This is a genomic window from Azospirillum sp. INR13, from assembly GCF_015390205.1.
Taxonomy (GTDB): Bacteria; Pseudomonadota; Alphaproteobacteria; order Azospirillales; family Azospirillaceae; genus Azospirillum.
Genome location: NZ_VUOI01000011.1, coordinates 43,675 through 65,310, shown reverse-complemented (window position 1 = coordinate 65,310; position 21,636 = coordinate 43,675). Strand labels below are relative to the sequence as shown.

The window sequence follows — 21,636 nt, the reverse complement described above, 5'->3', positions numbered from 1 at the left end:
GGCGCGGATGCCGCGGTTACCGCTGAACGACAACGAACAGGGGCGGAACATGGCGGGGCGCTTGGACAGAAAGGTCGCCGTGATCACCGGCGGCGCATCGGGAATCGGCCTGAGCACGGTTGAGCTTTTCGTCGCCGAAGGAGCCCAGGTCGTCGTCGCCGACATTCAGGACGAGAAGGGGCGGATCCTCGAGCAGCGATATCCGGAGAGTCTTCGCTACGTCCGGTGCGACGTGACCTGCGAAGACGACATCACGCAGGCCATGGCGACGGCGGCCGGCACCTTCGGCGGGCTGGACGTGCTGTTCAACAATGCCGGCATCTGCGACCTGATGACGGACCTTACGCAGATCGACGCGGCGCAGTGGGACAGGGTCTTCTCCATCCTGGTGCGCGGCCCGATGCTCGGTATGAAGCACGGCGCACCCCTGATGGAGGCGCGAGGCGGAGGCTCCATCATCAACACCGCGTCCATCGCCGGGCTGGAGGCCGGATGGGGTCCGATGGCGTATTCGACCGCCAAGGCGGCCGTGATCCACATGAGCAGAGCCGCCGCCGCCCAGCTGGGAGCTCGGAAGATCCGTGTCAACGCCATCTGCCCCGGCATGATCGCCACTTCGATCTTCGGCGCGTCCGCCGGCTTGTCACGCCCCGCGGCCGACCAACTGGCCGCGCGGGTCGCCGAACTGTGCGCGCACGCCCAGCCCATCCCGCGCGCCGGCAGCCCCGACGACATCGCCCGTGCCGCGCTGTACTTGGCGAGCGACGACTCTGCCTTCGTGACCGGCACGCACATGGTGGTCGATGGCGGACTTACCGCAAGCGCACGACACGCCTGGGATCCAACGGTGGCGTCCCCCCTGGCGAGCCTGTTCGGAGAGTCGCTGTGAGCCGTCTCGAGGGCAAGGTCGCCCTGGTGACCGGGGCTGGCCAAGGGGTCGGCCAAGGCATCACGCTGGCGCTCGCCGCCGAGGGCTGCGCCGTTGCTGTCTGCGGCCGGACCCCGGACAAGCTCGCCGCCACCTGCGGAGCCGTCGCCGCGCGCGGTGGCCGCGCCGTACCGGTGGCCGCCGACGTCACCATCCCCGCGGATCTGACGCGCACCGTCGATCGGACGCTGGATGCCTTCGGGCATCTCGACATCCTGGTCAACAACGCCCAGGAGGTGGCGCTCGGGTCCCTGATCGACACCAGCGACGAGGCCTTCCTGCGCAGTTTCACCAGCGGACCGATGGCGACCTTCCGGCTGATGAAGGCGTGCCATCCCCATATGAAGGCGCGCGGCGGCGGTGTGATCGTGAACCTGACGAGTTCCGTCACCCGCCGGTGGGACATGGCGACCTACGGCACCTACGCCGCCGTCAAGCAGGCCATCCGCATGCTGACCCGCGCCGCAGCCGCCGAGTGGGGGGTGGACGGGATCCGCGTTCTCTCCATCGCCCCGCACGCCCTGTCGCCGGGCATGACAGGCTGGATCGACGCGTTCCCCGAAGAGGCCTCGGCCTTCTTCAAGACCATCCCCCTGCGCCGCGTCGGCGCGTGCGAGGAGGACATCGGGCGGGCCGTCGCCGCGCTGGTCGGACCGGAGTTCGGCTATCTGACCGGTGTCACCATTCCCCTCGACGGTGGGCAGGCCAACTTCGACTGACGCTGACCGCCGGCGCCCGCCGGCGGGTTCTGGATAAGGGAGACAGGGAGTTCGCATGATGGCCCAGGGCTGGAACATTGCACTGCAGGCCCGCACACCGCGGGCAACGCTGGAACTTTGTCGGCACACGTGGCCTTCGCCAAATCGGATTCTGCTCCGAGAGGAAGAGCCTACGCTCAGCTTCAACCTCACCGGTTCACGCCAAGCGAAATCGGGGGCGAAATCGGGGCGGTATCGCGAGAGCGATGGCTTGGCGTTCTTCCCGATGGGCGACATGATGTTCCAACCCGCCGGGACGGAACTCGATTCCTACGGCGAGGGCGGCGAGCAGCGCTTCCTGCGGGTCAGCTTCCATCCGCAAGCGTTCGCCGAGGGGCTGGACCTTGCCGCGGACCACGCGGATCCGGACGTCCAGCGCCGGCTCCTCAAGGTCGATGCGCCGTCCGTCCTGATGTTGGTCCGGCGGACGTTGTCGGAGATGCGTGCACCGGGAATGGCCTCGTCCTTTCTCCTCGACGGCCTTACGACCATGATGGTGGTCAAGCTGATGCGCTATCTGGCCGGACGCGCCGCCGCTGACCAGCCGACACACGGCGGGCTCGCACCCTGGCAGCTGCGCCGGATCGAGGAGCGGATCCACGACGACGCGGCCATGCCGCCGACCGTGGACGAACTCGCCCGCCTGGTGCGCCTGAGCCCCCGGCATCTCGCCCGCGCCTACCGGGTCTCGAAGGACTGCACGCTGTCGGAAACCATAGAGGTGGCCCGGCAGGCGCGGGCCGAACGTATGGTGCTGGAAAACGCGCTTGCTTTGAAGGAGATCGCGCACCGCCTGCGCTTTGCGAGCCCGAGCAGCTTCTCCACGGCCTTCCGCCGGCGGGTGGGCTGCTCACCCCAGGAATTCGCACGGCGCGCCCGCTTCGCCGGCTGAACGCGTCCTGTCGGCGAAAGCGGCGTCGCATCGGGTGAATCCCGGCGCATTGCCGGGTTGGACGGCATCACCCTACCCTACACGGCATGCGGCCAAGCCGCGATCCGGCCAATGCGGCGAGGGCATCATGACGAAAGCAACGGACGAAGTGATGACCGGTCAGGCGTGGCGGGACTTCTGCCGCGCGATGGAGCGCGCCGGCGACATCGTCCTTCAATCCCAGGCAGCTGCCAAACCGCTCGACCGCGCCGAGGGGTTCCGCTATCTCACCCGGCTGCTGCGGATCTCCCTCGACATGAATCTCGAATGGGCCGATCCGGATTTTCCCGGCTTCTACCAGGCATCGCACAGCACCGCGAAGATCGGGGCGGACAATCCTGACAACCATTATCTGAACGCCACGGTCCATCCACGGCGCCGCTACCGCATCACCGGCACGCTCGGCACCTGTCCGATCCTGACCTTCGGGTCCAAGGCCAATCGCTACGCCATCGACGGCAGCATGGCGTCCACGGGGGAGCTTGCCCTGGAGGAGATGGCGGTCGCGGCGGACGGCAGCTTCGAGATCATCGTCAGCCAGGAGCGGCCTGCCGATGCGGTGAACTGGCTGCCGATGGCGGAAGACACCAGTTTCATCGTGGTCCGCCAGACCTTCCGCGACCGGGCCGGCGAGACGCCGCATCGCATGGAGATCGCAGCGCTGGACGGTCCTGCCACGCCCGCCCCGCTCGACCCGGAGTTCCTCGTGCGCGCGCTGGATCGCACCGCCGGATTCGTGAGCGGCACGGCGCGGACCTTCGTGGAGTGGGCAGAGCGCTTCCGCGCCAGCCACGTAAATCGTCTGGACACCACCGACCAGACGATGTTCCTGCGGGCCGGCGGCGACCCGATGATCCATTACCTGCATGGCTACTGGCAGCTGGCGGAGGATGAGGCGCTGGTCATCGAGACCGGCATCCCCGCCTGCCGGACCTGGAACCTGCAGATCAACAATTATTGGATGGAATCGCTCGATTACCGCTTCGCCCGGATCCACGTGAACGACCACAGCACCGTCCTCAACCCCGACGGCACGGTGACCGTGGTGGTCGCCGCACGCGATCCCGGCTTCGGCAACTGGCTCGACACCTGCGGCCATAGCCACGGCACCATGCTGTGGCGCTGGACGGGCGCGACCGAGCATCCCGTCCCGGCGACGCGGGTCATCCCGCTGTGACGGGCGGCGCGGCACCAACGATGCATAGACAGGAAAGGACGGGAATGGCCGCACAGATCACCACGGATCGACTGATGGACGTCGCGAAGCGCCGGACAGGGCTGCACGACTTCGGCGACGACTGGTTCATGGACCCGCTGGAGGCGCTGGTCGGCTTCATCAATCGTGAAGCCGGGCTGCAACAGGCCGACGGCGGACCGGTGGAGCGGATCATCGCCGCCCTGACGGACCGCCTCAAGCTGACGCAGCTGCTGAAGGACCGGCCGGCGATCCTCGACGAGAGCATCCAGGTGGCCGGCGTGATCGTCGGCCTGCCGCGCACCGGCTCCACCATGCTCCACCGGCTTCTCGCCAGTTCGCCGCAGCTCACCTCGCCCTACTGGTGGGAAACGACGTTTCCGCTGCCGTTGGACGGCGAGGCGCCCGGCAACCCGACACCGCGCCAAGATCTCGCCAAGCAGGTCGTGCAGGATCTCCTGACGGCGTGGCCGGACTTCGAAAGCATCGACCCGATCGACGCGATGGAGGTCGCCGAGGAGATCATCCTCCTCGACAAGACCTTCCTGTCGACGACCTGGGACTCGATGATGCACATCCCGGGTTACGGCTTCTGGCAGGCCGAGCAGGACCACGAGCGCGCCTATCGGGAACTCCGGGTCTGGCTGCAGGTCCTGCAGAGCCAGTCGCCCTGGCGGCGCGGACGGAAGTGGGTTTTGAAGACGCCGCACCATCTGCTGGGCGGCTTGGGTGGCCTGATTACCGTCTTCCCCGAGGCGACGCTGGTGATGACCCACCGCGATCCGGCCGAGGTGCTGCCGAGCTATTGCAGCATGTGCGCGTCCATGACCATCAACGCCAGCACGACCTACCGCCGGGAAACCCAGGGAGCGTACTGGACGAAGCGGTTCGTCGACGGCCTGAAGCGCTTCGAGGCGATCCGTGCGGGGCTGCCGCCCGGCAAGGTCATCGACATCGACTACCGCCGGACCGTGCAGGATCCCCTCGGCGCCGGCAAGGCGGCGATGCAGGCCATGGACCTCGCGGTCGGCCCCGGCGACGAGGCGGCGATGCAGGCCTGCGTCGCGGCGAACGCGCGCGAGAAGCGTCCGCGCCACAAGTACAGCGCCGAGGCGTTCGGCCTCACGCCTCAGGGAATCGCGGCTGATTTCGCCTTCTACGAACAAAGCGTGGCGTCATGATACTGAAGGACAAGGTCGTCGTCGTCACCGGGGTGGGCCCGGGGATGGGGCAGGCACTGTGCCGCGGGGCCGCCGCGGAAGGGGCCAAGGTCGTCATCTCCGCGCGCTCGACCGACGTCATCGACGCGCTTCGGAGCGAGATCTCCGCCGGCGGCGGCGAGGCGATCGCGGTGCCCACCGACGTTACCGACACGGACCAGTGCCGGCGCTTGGCCGACGAGGCGGTGCGGGCGTTCGGCCGCATCGACGGGCTGGTCCATTCCGCTTACTACCACCCGGATTGGGCACCGCTGGAGCGTTGCGACATCGGGCAGGTGTCGCGGGCGCTCGACGTGATCGCCGTGGGCGGCCTGCGCATCGCCCAGGCCGTGATCCCGCTCATGAAGCGGCAGGGTGGCGGCTCCATCGTCAACGTGTCGACGATGGCCACCCGCCGCCCCTTTCCCGGCGAGGGCGGCTACGCCATGGGCAAGGCGGCGCTCGGCCAGTTGACCCGCCAGCTGGCGGTGGAACTCGCCGGGACCGGCATCCGTGTCAACACCGCCCTGATGGGCTGGATGGATGGCGTGCCGCTCCAGTCCTACTTCGCCGCGCAGGAGGACGGCGGCGCCGCTTTGCGCGCGGAAACCGCCGCCCGCATCCCGGTCGGCCGCATCCCGCCGGACCGGGATTGCGCCAAGTCCGTCTTCTTCCTGCTGTCCGACCACGCCAGCGAAATCAGCGGTGCGTCGCTGGACGTCAACGGCGGCGACTGGGTGGCGCCATGATCGGGGCGGCCGACGGCCGCCTCCGCATTTCCCAAGGAGTGACACGATGAAATCCGTTCTGGAAGATCCCCTGGCCGGGTACGACCCGGATGCCGTCGTGGCGTCCGACACCATCGAGATTGCCGCGCCGGCCCGCGTCGTGTGGGACATCCTGATCGACTTGCCCCGCTATGGCGAATGGAACCCGTTCTGTGTCCGGGCGGAGTCCACGCTGGAGATGGGGGCGCCGGTGTCGATGACGCTGGTGAGCTACACGATGCCCGGCACACTGTTTCCGAACTGCGAGTATGTGTGCGCCTTCGAGCCGGAGAAGCTCCTGTCTTGGGAGCTGCGCCACACCCCCGAATGGCCCTACGCCGCCCGCCGCGACCAGATCATCGAGGCGACCGGGCCGGAAAGCTGCCGTTACCGCACCACCGATGCCTTTCTCGGTGCCAGCGGCATCCACGTGTTCCGGTTCTGCGGCCCGTGGGTGAAGCGGGCGTTCGACGACACCGCGCGGGCGCTGAAGGCGCGTGCCGAAGCTTTCCATCGGACGCCGCGGCCCTAGCGCCTCCCACGGCGCCCCAAGGAACAGAGCTTGCGGCGATACCCTGGGTCGGGTGGTGACAACATTCGCATCGACGCCGTCGCGGCGGGCCAATCCGCAATGGACCCAGCCGGCGCTCGCCCGCACCCCGGCCGGCGGTCTCGGCGTGCCGCGGGACATCGCCGTCACCGTGCTCTTCCTCGCCGGCGGCGCGTGAAGTGGGATCACCGGCCAAGTGCTGCCGGCCAAAAGCTGCCGGTCGGTGGCGGCTTCATCGTCACGTGCTGATCCGCAGGGCGCACGCAGCAGCAACGACTCAAGAAGCAGAACGATGAATCAGACAAATTTGGCGGAACGTGATGCCGTTCGCCTGACCCACCTCCAACGGTTGGAGGCGGAGTCGATCCATATCCTCCGTGAAGTCGTGGCGGAGACCGAAAAGCCGGTGATGCTTTATTCGGTGGGGAAGGATTCGGCGGTGATGCTGCACCTTGCCCGCAAGGCCTTCCACCCGAGCCCGCCGCCCTTTCCGCTGCTGCACGTCGACACGACGTGGAAGTTCAAGGCCATGTACGACATGCGCGACCGCATGGCCCAGGACAGCGGCATGGAGCTGCTCGTCCATCACAACCCGGAGGCGGTGGAGAAGGGCATCAACCCCTTCGACCATGGTCCGGTTCACACCGATATGTGGAAGACCGAGGGGCTGAAGCAGGCGCTGGATCTCCATGGCTTCGACGCCGCCTTCGGCGGAGCCCGCCGTGACGAGGAGAAGAGCCGCGCCAAGGAGCGGGTCTTTTCCTTCCGGTCCGCCAGCCACCGCTGGGATCCCAAGAGCCAGCGGCCCGAACTGTGGAACCTCTTCAACGCCCGCAAGGCGAAGGGCGAAAGCATCCGCGTCTTCCCGATCTCCAACTGGACCGAACTCGACATCTGGCAATACATCCATCTCAACGACATTCCCATCGTGCCGCTCTATTTCGCCGCCCGCCGTCCGACGGTCGAGCGTGACGGGATGCTGCTGATGGTCGACGACGAACGCTTCCCCTTGAGGCCCGGCGAAACGCCGGTGGAGCGTTCGATCCGCTTCCGCACGTTGGGCTGCTACCCGCTCACCGGCGCCGTGGAAAGCGAGGCGACGACCTTGCCGGCGGTGATCCAGGAGATGCTGCTCACCACCACGTCGGAACGACAGGGCCGTGCCATCGACCGCGACGCCGGAGCCGCATCGATGGAGAAGAAGAAGCAGGAGGGCTATTTCTGATGCCGGGCACCCTCGCTCTACAGCCGGCCTACGAGGCCGACGGCCTCATCGCCGAAGACATCGAGGCCTATCTCGACCGCCACCAGCACAAATCGCTGCTGCGCTTCATCACCTGCGGGTCGGTGGACGACGGCAAATCGACCCTGATCGGACGCCTGCTGTACGATTCGAAGATGATCTTCGAGGACCAATTGGCGACGCTGGAGGCCGACAGCCGCAAACTGGGAACCCAGGGCCAGAACATCGACTTCGCGCTGCTGGTCGACGGCCTCGCCGCCGAGCGCGAGCAGGGCATCACCATCGACGTCGCCTACCGCTTCTTCTCCACGGCGGAGCGCAAGTTCATCGTCGCCGACACGCCCGGCCATGAACAGTACACGCGCAACATGGTGACCGGCGCGTCCACTGCCGATCTGGCGGTGATCCTGATCGACGCGCGCAAGGGCGTGCTGGTTCAGACCCGCCGCCACTCCTACCTCGCCCATCAGCTCGGCATCCGCAACATCGTGCTGGCGGTCAACAAGATGGACCTGATCGGCTACGATCAGGCCCGCTACGAGGCGATCGTCGCGGAGTATGGCGCCTTCGCCCGGTCGATCGGCATCGAGGATTTCGTGCCGATGCCGATCTCCGGCTTCAAGGGCGACAACATCACCACGCTGTCGGAGGCGATGCCCTGGTATCGCGGGCCGACACTGATCCGGCATCTGGAAACGGTGCCGATCGACGTGGCGTCGGACCAGCGCAAGCCCTTCCGTATGCCGGTCCAATGGGTCAACCGGCCCAATCTGGATTTTCGCGGTTTCTCCGGCCTCGTCGCGTCCGGCACGGTGCGTCCGGGAAACCCGGTGCGCGTCCTCCCCTCGGGCAAGACCACGACGGTCAGCCGGATCGTCACACAGGACGGCGACCTCGATGTCGCGGTCGCCGGACAGTCGGTGACCCTGTGCCTCGCCGACGAGATCGACTGCTCGCGTGGTGACGTGCTGGCGGCGGCGGAGGAACCGCCCCAGGTGGCCGACCAGTTCGAGGCGACCGTCGTCTGGATGGCCGACGAGGCGCTGCTGCCCGGACGTCCCTATTGGCTGAAGCTCGGCACCCGGACGGTGACGGCGACGCTCCAGCAACCGAAATACCAGATCAACGTCAACAGCCTGGAGCATCTGGCGGCGAAGACGCTGGAACTCAACGCCATCGGCGTGACGGTGGTTGCGACCGACCAGCCGATTACCTTCGAACCCTACGCGGACAACCGCCAGCTCGGCGGCTTCATCCTGATCGACAAGCAGACCAATGCGACCGTCGCGGCCGGCATGCTGCATTTCTCGCTGCGGCGGGCGCAGAACGTCCATTGGCAGGCGCTCGACGTCACCCGCGAGACGCACGCCAGGTTGAAGAACCAGTCGCCGGCCGTGGTGTGGTTCACCGGGCTGTCGGGTGCCGGGAAATCGACCATCGCCAATCTGGTCGAGAAGAAGCTGGTGCGGATGAACCGCCACACCTTCCTGCTCGACGGCGACAACATCCGGCATGGCCTGAACCGGGATTTGGGGTTCACCGACGCCGACCGGATCGAGAATATCCGCCGGGTCGGCCAGGTGGCCAAGCTGATGAGCGACGCCGGCCTGATCGTCCTCACCGCCTTCATCAGCCCCTTCCGGGCCGAGCGCGCGATGGTGCGCGCGATGATGCCGCCCGGCACCTTCCTGGTGGTCCATATCGACACTCCGCTGGATGAGGCGGAGCGGCGCGACGTCAAGGGGCTCTACAAGAAGGCGCGGGCGGGGCAGCTCGCCCACTTCACCGGGATCGACAGCCCCTATGAACCGCCCGAGGCGCCGGACATCCGCATCGACACCACCCGGATGACGCCAGAGCAGGCCGCCGACCTGATCATCGAAAGGCTGATCCCATGAACGACGCTGAACTGGCCTACCAAATCGCCGACACGGCCGGGCGTCTTCTGGTCGCGCTGCAAGGGTCGGGGCTGTTCGAAGGCGGAGACCTTGGCAAGGCAGGCGACCGCGCTGCCAACGCCTTCATCATGGAGGTCCTGCGAACCAAGCAGCCGGACGACGCCGTGCTGTCCGAGGAGGAGAAGGACAACCCCGCCCGGCTTGGAGCCGGCCGGGTTTGGATCGTCGATCCGCTCGACGGTACCCGCGAGTATGGCGAGTCGCGGACCGACTGGGCCGTGCATGTGGCGCTTGCGGTGGACGGCCGGGCGGAAGTCGGCGCGGTGGCCCTGCCCGGCATCCCGCTGACCCTGGGCACCGGCGCTCCGCCGGCGGTGCCCGAGGCCCCGGCCGGCCGGCCGCGGATGCTGGTGAGCCGCACCCGCCCGGCGCCGGAGGCGGTCGCGCTGGCCGAACGGCTGGATGCGGGCCTGCTGCCCATGGGCTCGGCCGGGGCCAAGGCGATGGCGGTGGTGCGCGGCGAAGCCGACATTTATCTGCATTCGGGTGGCCAGTATGAATGGGACAGCTGCGCTCCGGTGGCGGTGGTGGCCCGGGCCTGCGGGCTGCACGTCTCGCGCATCAACGGCGATCCCCTGGTCTACAACCGTGCCGACCCCTATCTGCCCGACCTGCTGATCTGCCGCATGGACCATGCCGACCAGGTTCTGACGCTGGTGGCCGACCTGCGGCTGGAAACGTCCACGGCGAAGGGGTAGCCGGAGACATCACGCCGACCGCAGCCGGTCTCCTGGGTGGCGCTGTCGGCATTCGGACCAGCGGGATTCACCAGCCGCTGGTCCCGCGATACATCTTCACCGGATCATTCCTGCCCAGCCGATGATGGAGGCTTTGCGGCTGCGCCATCGAAGTGCCGGCGGAGAGCCTCTTCGGTCAGCCCGATGCCGCGTCCGCAGAACCAAACAAGCTGCCTGAGCAGTTCCTCATCGTTTCCGGAATATTGAATGATGGGTTTGTCCGGCAAACGGGAAATAGTCACGTAAGAACCGATATGTTCCGTCAGCGCCATGAAATTGGCAGCATCCACCGGTTCCCCGACCAGATCGCCGGTCGCCCTTGCGGCATCCAAAGCCCTTTGCAAAGGGCCAATGCTGATCCTCAAGGCTCGTCGATATATGAGCCGGGCGTAAGCCCCATCTCCGGCCAAGCTTGCATATAAAACCCGGATTCTCTCGGGATGCGGCTGAGTGCGGCTGTTCAGGGCAAAGGCAAAATAAACCTTCATTGTCTGAACGAGACCAGCGGTGTCCGGGGTTGGCAAGCCGGCCACGTTGAATGATTCATTCTGATCGCTGATCAGCTTGCGCAGAACGGCACGATAAAGATGGTTCTTGGATTGGAAATGGCGGAAGATCAGCGCTTCCGAAACTTTTGCCTCTGCGGCGATTTTTTGTGTTTTGGCACCATCAAGGCCATGCTCCGCAAAAACTTTAGTGGCGGCTTCGAGAATGGAGGCGCGCCGGTCCGCACCAATCAATCGCTTGCGTGTCATGGAGTCCTATCGGCGGAATTTCATTAAGCCAGTGGCATCGGTACGGAACGTGACCTATCGGTAAATCCGACACATATCATATCACGCGTGATGACGGTGGATCATTGAAGTCGGTATTCACTCGCATGGGCAACTCCTTCATCGTCCTCAATGCCAGTCACCTACCCCAATCCTACGCCAAGCTCCCTCAGCACGCATGCCGTGACTTTGGGAGAGTGGTGGAACGGGAGGGACGGTCTTTGTGCCTTCATCGGTGAGATGACGGGAGACCGTCCCAGCGTGGGAATGTTGCGGCCCGGCCTTCAGTTGTCCAAACCGAGCAGCCCTCGGGCGGCGGCCGGAATAGCCGGAAAGGCGCGGTTCTTCAGGAACGAGATGCGGTCTCCAACGCAGCCCTCCGTCATCTCCGGTTGGGTATCGACCCAGAACTCACCGGCAGCCAGCTTATCGAAAATGATCCGGCAGGCTTCGGTCAGATCCATGCCATAGCTGGCCATCATCTCCCGCATCGCCGTGCGGTATCCATGCGCGCCTTCGGGCTCACCCTCACCGGCTGTCGCGTCGAAGATCCGCGTTTTGACCATTCCGGGGATGATCGACGAAACCTGGATCGGCTTGCCGGTGAGTTGCATCTCCAAATACAGGCATTCGGTGAAAGCCTGCACTGCGTGCTTGGTCACCATGTAGGCCGTCTGGGTCGGCATCACGGAGAAGGAGCCGATCGACGCCAGGTTGGCGATGCAGGCCGGCTTTCCGCTGGCCAGCATGCGCGGGGCGAACGCTCGGACACCATGGATCACGCCATGGATGTTCACGTTCAACGTCTGCTCCCACCGGTGGCTCGGAATCTCCCAGCTCAGTCCCATGGTTTCGATACCGGCGTTGTTAATCAGCAGGCGGACATCGCCCCAGACGGCGTGGACATGCTCGGCGAGCCGCTCCAGTTCATCCGGCTTGCCGACATCGACGGTGATGGGCATGACTTCAGCCCCGCCCGCCCGAAGTTCGCTGGCGAGCGTCTCGACACGATCTCCAACGATGTCAGCGAGGACGACTTTCATGCCCAGTTCGCCGGCCCGTCGTGACAACCCCTCGCCGATGCCAGCACCGGCACCGGTGATGACGGCGACGCCGCCGGCGAAAACGTCTCTCGTGTTTCCCATCATTTGCTCCAGAGCGGGCATTCAGCGCCCAAGTGGTTCGATAGACGCAGGTGATATCGACGCTCCGCAGCAATCAGCCGCCGGCCGTGCGGGCGAACTGCGTTCTCAGCCATGCACTGGTGTCGCCCATGGCGGTATGGGCGGCATCGATCACACCGAGCCACGACAGGAACCCGTGAACCATGCCAGGGTATCGGCGCATTTGAACCGGAACGCCCGCCGCCACAAGCTTGCGACCATAGCCTTCGCCAAAATCGCGCAAAGGATCCGCTTCCGCGGTGACGATCATGGCGGGAGCCACGTCGCGAAGCGACGATGCACGCCCGGGGCTCGCCCGAAGATCAAGCTGTTCGACCTCGGGATTTGACAGGTACTGGTGCCAGAAGTAGAGGACGTCATCGGCATGCAGAAACGGAGCGTTGCGGTTCTCGCGCATTGACTCCGGTTCTCCCGACGGGTAGCCGCCCGCACCGTAGATCAGGACCTGTCCGCACAACGCCGGCCCTCCCGCATCGCGGGCGCGAAGAGCGACTCCAGCGGCGAGGTCGGCGCCGGCGCTGTCGCCCGCAACAGCCAACTGCCCGGAAATGCCGCCGATCTCGCGGGCATTCTCCGCAACCCAGAGCGTGGCCGCCCAGCAATCCTCATGGGCGGCTGGGAAAGGGTCTTCCGGCGCCAGCCGGTAAGCGACCGATACAACGACACTGCGAGCGCCGTCGCACAGTCCGCGGCAGATCATGTCTTGGGTGTCGAGATCACCCGCAATATAGCCACCACCATGGAAATAAACGATCACCGGGGCCGCAGCGCTGGCAATCGGTGTGTAAATCCGTACCGGCAAATCGCCGCCTGGACCAGGGATGGTCCGGTCCGTAATGGCCCCCAGTGGTACCTCCAACTTCGGGAAGCCAACAGATGCCTGCCTTACCAGATCGCGGAAGACCGGTGCCGGAATGCTATTGGCCTTTGGGAACTGGGCGGCACCCTCCAGGAATGGAGTAAACTGAGGGTCAATGTTCATCCTAATCTCCGAGGATATGCGGCGGTGGCCTGGGGGCGGGTCAGTGTTCCATCCGTTAGTCTGCATCCAACGGTTTCTCCAGAGCCCGAAGGGAACGTCATAACGCGATGTCCTGACTTGTGACGGGCGTCGCACCCACGTCATGCGGGACCGCTGGACTCGCTTGGTGCGCCAGCAATCCGTACCCTTGATTACACTTGATTCGATGAGCCGGCAAGGTGTAAGCAAGTCCTTACTTATAAGAAAATGACAGTGGAGGATCGGAGTGTCGACTGGTCGGGCGAGGAAGTTGCGGCTTGCGGCGGTGCCCACGCCCGACGTGTCGGGAGATGCCGGGAAAGACCATCCGATGAGATGAGGCCCGCCAGTTTCCGCGTCCTTTCGAACGTCCCGGGGCCTGCGGCCACGGGGCCGATCTTTCAACCGGCGGGCGCCAGTGACGCAGGGGCGCCCGGAAGCATGACGTGATAATGCCCCGCCGACCAACCCCCATCCACCGCCAGTTCGGCACCGCAGATGTAGGACGCCTCGTCGGAGCACAGGAAGAGCGAGGCTGCAGCAACCTCACTCGGCTCGCCGATCCGTTGGAGCGGCACACGCTCGTAGCCGCTGTTCTTTGCTGCGCCGGTGAGCCCCACCGGGTTGCCCATCGTTGTATCAACGCCCCCAGGGTGGATGGAGTTCACGCGAATGCCATGGTGGCCGTATTCCAGAGCGGCCGCCTTTGTAAGCCCTCGCAATGCCCATTTGCTGGCGACATAGGCAGCCACACCACTGGCGCCCCGCAGGCCATCAATGGAGGAGATATTGACGATAGCACCGCGCCCGACCGCCTTCATCGCGCCGCCGACATGTTTGATGCCAAGGAACGCTCCTTTCACGTTCACGCCATACACGCGGTCGAAGTCAGCCTCCGACACATGCTCGATATCCGCAAACGAGACGATGCCTGCGTTGTTCACCAACGCGTCGATCCGGCCCTGACGCGCCAGGACCGTCGCGACAAGCCGTTGCCACTCCTCAGCACTCGTAACATCGAGCCGATGGAAGAACGCCCGGTCACCAAGTTCGGCGGCAAGCGCCCTCCCCTCCTCCCCCGCTGTGTCTGCAATGACCACGGACGCACCCTCCCGTGCGAAAAGACGGCAGGTCGCCGCCCCCATGCCTTTGGCACCGCCTGTGACGATGGCGACGCGACCATTCATGCGCTGCATAGCGATTCCTCCTGCATTCAACGACGCTCTGCAATATGGAGTTATTGTGCGGCTTTCACCCGCATCTGCGCACAAGATGAGCACAAAATAAACGCATCATCAAGGGGGCTCCTGACAGGAAACGTCGCCGCCCACCTCACGCTCCATGCAAAATGCCTACTTGAGGCTCTCAAATCATCGATCTTCGTAGAAATTGTGCGTCAATCAAACGAATTTGCTGGATTTCGCCGTCCGAGTTGGGCAGCATGATCACGAATGCGGTGCGGATGATCCCATCCCGCCGCGCAGGACGCTGAAGCACAAAGCACAAAAAACGGCTTTATGGGGAGCAAAGCGATGATCACGAGGATTGGGCTGTTGGGTCTGGTGGCGCTGTTCGCCGTACAGGATGCGCAGGCCGCCGTCACCGCCCAGGAAGCGCAAAAGCTGAAGAGCGAGCTGACCCCCTGGGGCGCGGAGCGCGCGGGAAACAAGGATGGAACCATCCCCGCCTGGAACGGTGGCCTGAAAGCGCCCGCCGGCTACAAGCCGGGGGACCCTCGGGCGCCTGTCCACCCTGAAGACAAGGTCCAGTTCTCAATCAGTTCCAAGAACATGGACAAGTACAAGGATAAGCTCTCAGCCAATTTGATGGCCCTTATGGCGAAGTATCCGGATTTCCGGATCGACGTCTACCCGACGCGCCGCACCGCGTCTTATCCGGATTGGGCCGTCCAGCAGACGCTGCAGAATGCTACCCGCACCACCACCACCAATGACGGATTGACTGTGGTCAACGCCTTTGGTGGTCCGCCCTTTCCCATTCCGAAAACCGGGCGCGAGGTGATGTGGAACGGCATGATGCGCTTCAGCATGCCTGAGTTCGAATATATTGCCAACAACTGGGCGGTCACTGCGAACGGCGAGCGGATCCTGCTATCGCAGGTAAATCAGCGCTGGTACTCGCCGATGTTCGATCCGGCTCTGACTGCCGAGGATTACCAGAAGAACAGCAGTTTCTTTCAACTCGGACGATCCGAGTTCATCGCTCCGCCGGTGAAGAACGGCGAGATGCAGCTGATCCGTGTTCCCGCAGATACCTACACCTATAAGAACGACATTTGGCAGTACCTTGCTGGCCAACGCCGCCTGCGCAAGGCACCGAATCTGAACTACGACGCACCAAACCCGAATACTTCGGGGATGTCCAATGTGGACGAGTCATATGGGGTGGCCGGTCCGCTCGACCGCTTCGACGTGACACTGCTGGGCAAGAAGGAGATGTACGTTCCCTATAACAACAACAACTTGGTGCTGATGTCGCCCGACAAGATCGTTCAGCCGAAGTTCCCGAACCCGGAGGCGGTCCGATGGGAATTGCACCGGGTGTGGGTTGTCGAGATGAAGATCAAGGAGGGCCAGCGCAACACGGTTCCACATCGCATTGTCTACGTCGACGAAGACAGCTGGAACTTTACGATCGTTGATTCCTTCTCCGCCGATGGCAAGCCCTGGAAGGTGACCTACATGCCGCAGTATGTGTGTGCGGACGTTGGTGTCGTTGGCATTGCCGGGTCCTTCGGCGTGAATCTACAGAACGGCTCCTACCTGTTTGAAGCGGATATCTCCGGTTCGCCGAAGCCGCTCAATGCGGTGCCCAGAAGCCCAGCCACTTACTATACGCCCGACTCGCTCGCCGCCGCCGGCGTGCGCTGAATCCAACCGACCAAGCCAAGCAGATTCCAAAGGCGGTGCCCGACGCCTGCCGTCCGGCGCCGGGCCTTTCCTCGACGCACAACTCGTCCCCCGGGGGACTCCCAGGAGACGCTTAAATAATAATGCCTTCGAGTGGGGACAGAATGCGCACAAGCACCAACAAGTCCAGGATTACGCCGGTCGGGAAGTGCACCGACAAGCGCAGCAGGCCGATGCATCGCCGCTTTGCGGTCCTCGCGTCCATGCTGCCCGCAGCGAGCGTCATGACCTTGCTGGCGGGGTCGGCCGCGGCGGCATCGCTGTACGATCAGGACGGATGGCAGATTTCGTGGGACAACACCCTAAAATACTCACTCGCCTTCCGCACCGAGAGCCCATCCGATACGGTCATCAATGGGCCCGTGGTCAATGGGCTGACGGCCAGCCAGCGTGACGACGGCGACCGCAATTTCCGTAACGGTCCGATCTCCAACCGCATCGACGTACTCTCGGAATTCGACGTCAACTATCTCAAATCATACGGCTTCCGAGCCAGCGCCGCTGCATGGTACGACACAGTCTACAACAGCCACACCGACAACAATTCGGACGCCACTTACAACCAGCCGCCCAATATCTCCAACCACGATTTCCCGCAGAAAACGCGACAGCTGCATGGCCGCAACATCGAGCTTCTCGATGCGTTCGCGTACGGCAGGACCGAAGTCGGCGACATGCCGCTCAGCCTGCGTGCAGGTCGCTATGCACAGCTGTGGGGCGAAAGCCTGTATTTTGGCGCGAACGGCATCGCCGCGGGCATGGCACCGCTCGACACGATCAAAGCGGTCAGCGTTCCCGGCTCCCAGGTCAAGGAACTGATCATGCCGGTCGCTCAAGTCGGCGGCCAGCTTCAGATCGACCAGAACTTCTCCGTTGCCGGCTATTACCAGCTTGAATGGCGCCGCAACCGCAATCCGGCTGTCGGCAGCTTCTTCAGCTCGGTGGACTTCGTCGATTACGGGGGCAGCTGCCTGATCGCTGCGGCGATACCGGACCGGACATGCATTGCTCCCCGTCGCGAGGACCGCAAGCCGCGAAACTCGCAAGGTCAATTCGGCGCGTCAATCAAGTACACCCCGGATGACGGAGACTATTCGATCGGTCTTTACGCGTTGCAGTTCCATGCCAAGGATCCGGTGGTCTACACGCCGTTGACCTCCTCCTTCACGCCTGAATATTATCTGGCGTTCCCGGAAGCGGTGCAACTCTATGGTGCCAGTCTGACGACCAACGTCGGCGACGCCAATGTCGGTGCCGAGGTGAGCGTCCGCCGCAATCAACCGCTTGCCTACAATCCGAACATCGGCTTGGTACTTCTCCCCGGCCAAACCGGCGATGGCCGTGACAACCGCTGGTACCCGACCGGCGATACCTTCCATGCCCAGGTCTCGACGATTTACAGCCTGCCGCGCTCGGAGATGGGCCTGTGGGAGGGCGCAACGCTCACGGGCGAATTCGCCTTCAACCACGTCATGCGAACGCACCAGAATCTGAGTCAAGTCGATCTGCGGGATCCGGACAAGACCCGTTCCGCCGGCGCCGCTCAGGTCGGCTTGATGTTCGACTATTACCAGGTCGCTCCGGGGCTGGACCTGAGCATCGGACCGAACGTGCGCTATGGGCTGTTCGGTAAGTCGGCCATCGATCCGAGTATGGTGCGCGGCGCCGGTTCGGTCTCACTGGCTGCCAACCTGACCTATCAGAACGTCTGGAAGGGCGGCTTTTCCTATACACACTGGGTCGGAGACCTGAAGAGCCAACCCTTTGTTGATCGTGATTTCGTGTCCTTCAATGTCCAGCGGACCTTCTGACATTCCAGGACAGCATAAGGCAGGCCGGACGCCATCCGGCCGCCAGATTGGTGCCCGAAACAGTCTTGAAGCGATGAGCGAGATCATGAAGCGCCGTTTGCCCGCAGTATTGCTATTGGGAAGCTATCTGGCTCTGTCAGGTGGGGTTTGGAACGGCGACGCGGCGGCAGCGCCGTCCGGCCGCTGGTCCGTGCTGGAAATGCCGGCCACCACATCCAGTCCTGCCGCCGCGCCCTTCCTTATCGCTATCACGCGCGCGGGTGACCGCTTGGTCGCGGCCGGGGAGCGCGGAATCGTCTTCCTGTCTGACGACAATGGCACGACGTGGCGCCAGGCGGCAGTGCCCGTCAACGTGACGTTGACCGCCGTGCGTTTCGCTTCTCCTCGGCGGGGATGGGCCATCGGACATTTCGGCGTCGTCCTGCGCACCGACGACGGCGGGGAAACATGGACCAAGCAGCTGGACGGTATGTCCGTCGCAGCCGCATTCCTGAAGGATGCCCGCGAGAAGACCGGGGCAGACGGTGCAAGCGAGGCGGTGCGGGCTGCCGAACGCCTTGTGCAGGATGGGCCGGATAAGCCTTTCCTCGATCTTCTGGTGTTCGACGAGCGTAGAGCCCTGGTGCTGGGAGCCTATGGATTGGCAATGCGCACGGAGGATGGCGGCACGTCATGGACGCCTGCCAGCGCGGCAATCGACAATCAAGGGCATTGGCACCTGAATGCCGGTGCGGCGACACCGAATGGCCAGGACATCTACATCGTCGGCGAGCAGGGAAGCCTCTTCCGTAGCCAGAATGGCGGCGCCACATTCGAGGCGTTGACCTCGCCTTACGAGGGCAGCCTCTTCGCCGCCCTTGCCACCTCTTCCGACGACGTGATCATCGTCGGCCTGCGCGGAAATGCATTCCGATCCTCAGATCGCGGCATGTCCTGGACGAAGGTTGAGCTGGCCGGTGCCGCGACCATGACCAGTGCCATTCGTCTGCGTGACGGCACCGCCCTTCTGGCCGATCAAGCCGGCCAGATCTACCGGCGGACCGGAGGCGGTTCGCAGTTTCAGCGGGTCGAAGCCCCGGTGCATGTGCCTGTTTCCGGTCTGGTCGAGGCCGCCAATGGCGCTGTCCTGGCAGTTGGGCCGGCAGGCGTTCAGCCGATCCTCTCCGCTCCGTCCACTGTCCTGCCTCCTCGTGCGCAGTAGTCTTCAAACATGGGAAAAACTGACATGGCTCACGTGAAGGCGAGGGATGATGCGAACGCCGACGTCCCGTTCGACGTCGAGGGCGGCTCCATGATCGAGCGCTTCCTGTTCAGCCATCGCAAATCAATCGTGTTCATTTGCGCAATGATCACTGCCCTGCTCGGCTGGCAAGCGCTGAACATTCGATTGAACGCAAGTTACGAAAACATGATCCCGACGGATCATCCCTACATTCAAAACTATTTTTCCAACAAATCTTCTCTGGCGCAGGAATATCAGGGCAATGTCGTCCGCATCGTGGTCGAAAATACCAAAGGATCGATTTTCGACCCCGACTATATCGAGGTGCTGAAGCAACTCAACGACGCCACATTCCTGACGGAGGGTATTGACCGGCAGTTCATGAAGTCCGTCTGGACGCCTGGAACCCGCTGGTCGGAGGTGACTGAGAACGGTTTCGCGTCCGGTCCGGTCATGCCGGATACCTATGACGGTTCGCCCGCCAGCCTGCAGGAATTGCAGGGGAACATCTTACGCGCCAACATTGTGGGGCAACTGGTTGCCAACGATTTCCGCTCCACGATTATCCTGGCGCCGCTTCTGGACAAGGACAGCCAGACCGGCCAGCCGCTGGACTACGGCAAGCTGTCGGAGCGCCTGGAGAACCTGCGCGCCAAGTTCGAAAAGGACGGCATCAGGATCCACATCACCGGCTTCGCCAAGGTGGTCGGCGATCTGATCGATGGCCTGTTGCAAATGTTGCTGTTCTTCGCCGGGGCAATCGTCATCGCCACGGTTTTGATGTACTGGTATACGCGCTGCCTGCGCAGCACCTTTCTGGTGGTGGCCTGCTCCCTGATCGCCGTCGTCTGGCAGTTGGGCCTGTTGCCGCTGGGCGGCTATATTCTCGACCCCTATTCGATCCTGGTGCCTTTCCTGGTCTTCGCCATCGGCATGAGCCACGGCGCCCAGAAGATGAACGGAGTCATGCAGGACATCGGCCGCGGCATGCCGAAGCTGCACGCGGCGCGACAGACCTTCCGCCGGCTGTTCGTTGCCGGCTTTACCGCGCTGATGTGCGATGCCGTCGGCTTCGCCGTCCTGCTGATGATCCAGATCCGGGTGATCCAGGATCTGGCCATCATGGCCAGCATCGGCGTCGCCATCCTGACCTTCACAAACCTGATCCTGCTGCCGGTCCTGCTGAGCTACACCGGCGTTGACGCCGCGGCGGCGCGGCGCAGCCTGCGGGATGAGACGGCGGTGCTGTCAGGCAACGGCGAGAAGAACGCCGTTTGGCGCTTCCTCGATCTCTTTACGCGCCGTAACTGGGCGACGGTCGCGATCGCCGTTTCGGCAGTCCTGGCCGTCGGCGGCTGGTACGAAAGCCACAAACTGCAGATCGGCGATCTCGATCCCGGCGCACCGGAGCTGCGCCCGGACTCCCGGTACAATCAGGACAACGCTTATCTCATCTCCAAGTACAACATGAGCAGCGACGTGCTGGTGGCGATGGTGAAAACCACGCCGGGGACCTGCGCCGCCTATGACTCGCTGCTGCGGATGGACAGCATGGAGGCGGCACTGCGCAAGGTGCCGGGTGTGACCGGCACCACCTCACTGGCGTCGATGAGCCGCAGGATGCTGATCGCCCTGAACGAGGGCAACCTGAAATGGTTCGATCTGACACCGAACCAGCTGACGCTGAACCAGATGACCTCGATGGTGCCGGTCGACCTGGTGGGACGGAACTGCGAGCAGACGCCGGTCGCCATCTCGTTGGCCGACCACAAGGCGGCAACGCTGGAGCGGGTGGTTGCGACGGTGGAGTCCTTCCGCGCACAGGACACGCCGAACTCCAAGCTGATGCTGGCGGCCGGCAACGGCGGGATCGAGGCGGCGACCAACATCGTCGTGAAGGAGACCTCCCGCACGATGCTGCTGTGGGTTTATGGCGCCGTCATCCTGCTGTGCTTCATCACCTTCCGCTCCTGGCAGGCGGTGGTCTGCGCCGTGGTGCCCCTCATCGTCACGTCGGTTCTGGGCGAGGCGTTGATGGTTCATCTCGGCATCGGCGTGAAGGTTGCGACGCTGCCGGTGATCGCACTCGGCGTCGGCATCGGCGTGGATTACGCGCTCTATGTGCTCAGCATCGTACTGGTTGCTCTGCGTGCTGGAATGTCGCTGTCCACGGCCTACTACCAAGCTCTGCTGTTCACCGGCAAGGTGGTGATGCTGACCGGCTTCACGCTGGCGCTTGGCGTGGCGACCTGGGCGTTCTCGCCCATCAAGTTCCAGGCGGACATGGGGGTGATGCTGGCGTTCATGTTCCTGTGGAACATGCTGGGTGCGCTCGTCCTGCTGCCGGCGCTGGCCTATTTCCTGCTGCCCCGCCATCGACGGGCGGAGTCGACGGGCCAGTTGAAACGCGCCGTTCACGGCGCCTGACCGCCAGCCAACCTCCAAACAAT

Annotated in this window: 19 protein-coding genes; 15 read left to right on the top strand and 4 right to left on the bottom strand. The window is 64.1% G+C overall.

Features of this window, described 5'->3' with window-relative positions; all coding sequences use genetic code 11:
* Window positions 1-61 precede the first annotated feature (61 nt).
* From F1643_RS10960 to F1643_RS10910, 11 genes are all read left to right on the top strand, one after another.
* A complete protein-coding gene (locus F1643_RS10960; protein WP_206692445.1) occupies window positions 62-889 on the top strand; it encodes an SDR family NAD(P)-dependent oxidoreductase in 828 nt (275 codons plus the stop codon).
* Window positions 886-1,647 carry an SDR family oxidoreductase gene (locus F1643_RS10955; protein ID WP_194913169.1) on the top strand — a complete coding sequence of 254 codons (762 nt, stop codon included), beginning with the start codon at window positions 886-888 and terminating at the stop codon, window positions 1,645-1,647. Before F1643_RS10960 ends, F1643_RS10955 begins: the two co-directional genes overlap by 4 nt.
* A gap of 55 nt (window positions 1,648-1,702) precedes the next feature.
* Window positions 1,703-2,578, top strand: a complete 876-nt coding sequence (locus F1643_RS10950) for an AraC family transcriptional regulator (RefSeq protein WP_206692444.1) — start codon at window positions 1,703-1,705, stop codon at window positions 2,576-2,578.
* Window positions 2,579-2,705: 127 nt separating this feature from the next.
* Entirely contained in the window at window positions 2,706-3,794 is a 1,089-nt protein-coding gene (locus F1643_RS10945) for a DUF1214 domain-containing protein (protein WP_194913168.1), read from the top strand.
* A gap of 74 nt (window positions 3,795-3,868) precedes the next feature.
* A complete protein-coding gene (locus tag F1643_RS10940) occupies window positions 3,869-4,993 on the top strand; it encodes a sulfotransferase (protein ID WP_206692443.1) in 1,125 nt (374 codons plus the stop codon).
* Window positions 4,990-5,760: an SDR family oxidoreductase gene (locus F1643_RS10935; protein ID WP_194913164.1), complete on the top strand. Its 771-nt coding sequence runs from the start codon at window positions 4,990-4,992 to the stop codon at window positions 5,758-5,760. The genes F1643_RS10940 and F1643_RS10935 overlap by 4 nt, the downstream gene beginning before the upstream one ends.
* 46 nt (window positions 5,761-5,806) lie before the next feature.
* A complete protein-coding gene (locus F1643_RS10930) occupies window positions 5,807-6,310 on the top strand; it encodes an SRPBCC domain-containing protein (protein WP_194913162.1) in 504 nt (167 codons plus the stop codon).
* Between the two features lie 55 nt (window positions 6,311-6,365).
* On the top strand, window positions 6,366-6,506 hold the full coding sequence (locus F1643_RS10925; protein ID WP_194913160.1) for a hypothetical protein: 141 nt from the start codon (window positions 6,366-6,368) through the stop codon (window positions 6,504-6,506).
* A 114-nt stretch (window positions 6,507-6,620) separates the two neighbouring features.
* Entirely contained in the window at window positions 6,621-7,553 is a 933-nt protein-coding gene (cysD, locus tag F1643_RS10920; RefSeq protein ID WP_194913158.1) for a sulfate adenylyltransferase subunit CysD, read from the top strand.
* The gene (gene cysN, locus F1643_RS10915; RefSeq protein WP_194913156.1) at window positions 7,553-9,469 is read left to right on the top strand and encodes a sulfate adenylyltransferase subunit CysN; all 1,917 of its coding nucleotides are present in this window, start codon (window positions 7,553-7,555) and stop codon (window positions 9,467-9,469) included. The genes cysD and cysN overlap by 1 nt, the downstream gene beginning before the upstream one ends.
* Window positions 9,466-10,227 (top strand): 3'(2'),5'-bisphosphate nucleotidase CysQ, encoded by a 762-nt coding sequence (locus F1643_RS10910; protein ID WP_194913155.1) that lies wholly within the window; start codon window positions 9,466-9,468, stop codon window positions 10,225-10,227. The genes cysN and F1643_RS10910 overlap by 4 nt, the downstream gene beginning before the upstream one ends.
* A gap of 104 nt (window positions 10,228-10,331) precedes the next feature.
* Here F1643_RS10910 and F1643_RS10905 read toward each other — a convergent pair whose 3' ends face one another.
* The 4 genes from F1643_RS10905 to F1643_RS10890 all read right to left on the bottom strand — a co-directional run bounded on the left by F1643_RS10905 (window position 10,332) and on the right by F1643_RS10890 (window position 14,419).
* Window positions 10,332-11,021: a TetR/AcrR family transcriptional regulator gene (locus F1643_RS10905; protein WP_194913154.1), complete on the bottom strand. Its 690-nt coding sequence runs from the start codon at window positions 11,019-11,021 to the stop codon at window positions 10,332-10,334.
* A 302-nt stretch (window positions 11,022-11,323) separates the two neighbouring features.
* Window positions 11,324-12,187, bottom strand: coding sequence for an SDR family NAD(P)-dependent oxidoreductase (locus F1643_RS10900; protein WP_206692442.1), 864 nt, complete (start codon window positions 12,185-12,187; stop codon window positions 11,324-11,326).
* Window positions 12,188-12,257: 70 nt separating this feature from the next.
* Window positions 12,258-13,205 carry an alpha/beta hydrolase gene (locus tag F1643_RS10895; protein WP_194913153.1) on the bottom strand — a complete coding sequence of 316 codons (948 nt, stop codon included), beginning with the start codon at window positions 13,203-13,205 and terminating at the stop codon, window positions 12,258-12,260.
* Window positions 13,206-13,624: 419 nt separating this feature from the next.
* Window positions 13,625-14,419: an SDR family NAD(P)-dependent oxidoreductase gene (locus F1643_RS10890; RefSeq protein WP_194913152.1), complete on the bottom strand. Its 795-nt coding sequence runs from the start codon at window positions 14,417-14,419 to the stop codon at window positions 13,625-13,627.
* A 336-nt stretch (window positions 14,420-14,755) separates the two neighbouring features.
* On the opposite strand from F1643_RS10890, the gene F1643_RS10885 reads away from it, so the two are divergent.
* The 4 genes from F1643_RS10885 (at window position 14,756) to F1643_RS10870 (ending at window position 21,613) form a co-directional block, all read left to right on the top strand.
* The gene (locus tag F1643_RS10885) at window positions 14,756-16,114 is read left to right on the top strand and encodes a DUF1329 domain-containing protein (protein WP_194913151.1); all 1,359 of its coding nucleotides are present in this window, start codon (window positions 14,756-14,758) and stop codon (window positions 16,112-16,114) included.
* A 143-nt stretch (window positions 16,115-16,257) separates the two neighbouring features.
* Entirely contained in the window at window positions 16,258-17,964 is a 1,707-nt protein-coding gene (locus F1643_RS10880; RefSeq protein ID WP_194913150.1) for a DUF1302 domain-containing protein, read from the top strand.
* Window positions 17,965-18,037: 73 nt separating this feature from the next.
* A complete protein-coding gene (locus tag F1643_RS10875) occupies window positions 18,038-19,165 on the top strand; it encodes a YCF48-related protein (protein WP_194913149.1) in 1,128 nt (375 codons plus the stop codon).
* A gap of 24 nt (window positions 19,166-19,189) precedes the next feature.
* Window positions 19,190-21,613, top strand: a complete 2,424-nt coding sequence (locus F1643_RS10870) for an RND family transporter (protein WP_194913147.1) — start codon at window positions 19,190-19,192, stop codon at window positions 21,611-21,613.
* The last annotated feature ends 23 nt before the right edge of the window (window positions 21,614-21,636 follow it).

Bases quoted from the DNA above. Each gene is read 5' to 3' on its own strand.
- F1643_RS10880 (WP_194913150.1), top strand. From the start codon at position 16,258: ATGCGCACAAGCACCAACAAGTCCAGGATTACGCCGGTCGGGAAGTGC.
- F1643_RS10905 (WP_194913154.1), bottom strand. From the start codon at position 11,021: ATGACACGCAAGCGATTGATTGGTGCGGACCGGCGCGCCTCCATTCTC.
- F1643_RS10890 (WP_194913152.1), bottom strand. From the start codon at position 14,419: ATGCAGCGCATGAATGGTCGCGTCGCCATCGTCACAGGCGGTGCCAAA.
- F1643_RS10885 (WP_194913151.1), top strand. From the start codon at position 14,756: ATGATCACGAGGATTGGGCTGTTGGGTCTGGTGGCGCTGTTCGCCGTA.
- cysD (WP_194913158.1), top strand. From the start codon at position 6,621: ATGAATCAGACAAATTTGGCGGAACGTGATGCCGTTCGCCTGACCCAC.
- F1643_RS10900 (WP_206692442.1), bottom strand. From the start codon at position 12,187: ATGATGGGAAACACGAGAGACGTTTTCGCCGGCGGCGTCGCCGTCATC.
- F1643_RS10930 (WP_194913162.1), top strand. From the start codon at position 5,807: ATGAAATCCGTTCTGGAAGATCCCCTGGCCGGGTACGACCCGGATGCC.
- F1643_RS10910 (WP_194913155.1), top strand. From the start codon at position 9,466: ATGAACGACGCTGAACTGGCCTACCAAATCGCCGACACGGCCGGGCGT.
- F1643_RS10940 (WP_206692443.1), top strand. From the start codon at position 3,869: ATGGACGTCGCGAAGCGCCGGACAGGGCTGCACGACTTCGGCGACGAC.
- F1643_RS10950 (WP_206692444.1), top strand. From the start codon at position 1,703: ATGATGGCCCAGGGCTGGAACATTGCACTGCAGGCCCGCACACCGCGG.
- F1643_RS10945 (WP_194913168.1), top strand. From the start codon at position 2,706: ATGACGAAAGCAACGGACGAAGTGATGACCGGTCAGGCGTGGCGGGAC.
- F1643_RS10870 (WP_194913147.1), top strand. From the start codon at position 19,190: ATGGCTCACGTGAAGGCGAGGGATGATGCGAACGCCGACGTCCCGTTC.
- cysN (WP_194913156.1), top strand. From the start codon at position 7,553: ATGCCGGGCACCCTCGCTCTACAGCCGGCCTACGAGGCCGACGGCCTC.
- F1643_RS10875 (WP_194913149.1), top strand. From the start codon at position 18,038: ATGAGCGAGATCATGAAGCGCCGTTTGCCCGCAGTATTGCTATTGGGA.
- F1643_RS10935 (WP_194913164.1), top strand. From the start codon at position 4,990: ATGATACTGAAGGACAAGGTCGTCGTCGTCACCGGGGTGGGCCCGGGG.
- F1643_RS10895 (WP_194913153.1), bottom strand. From the start codon at position 13,205: ATGAACATTGACCCTCAGTTTACTCCATTCCTGGAGGGTGCCGCCCAG.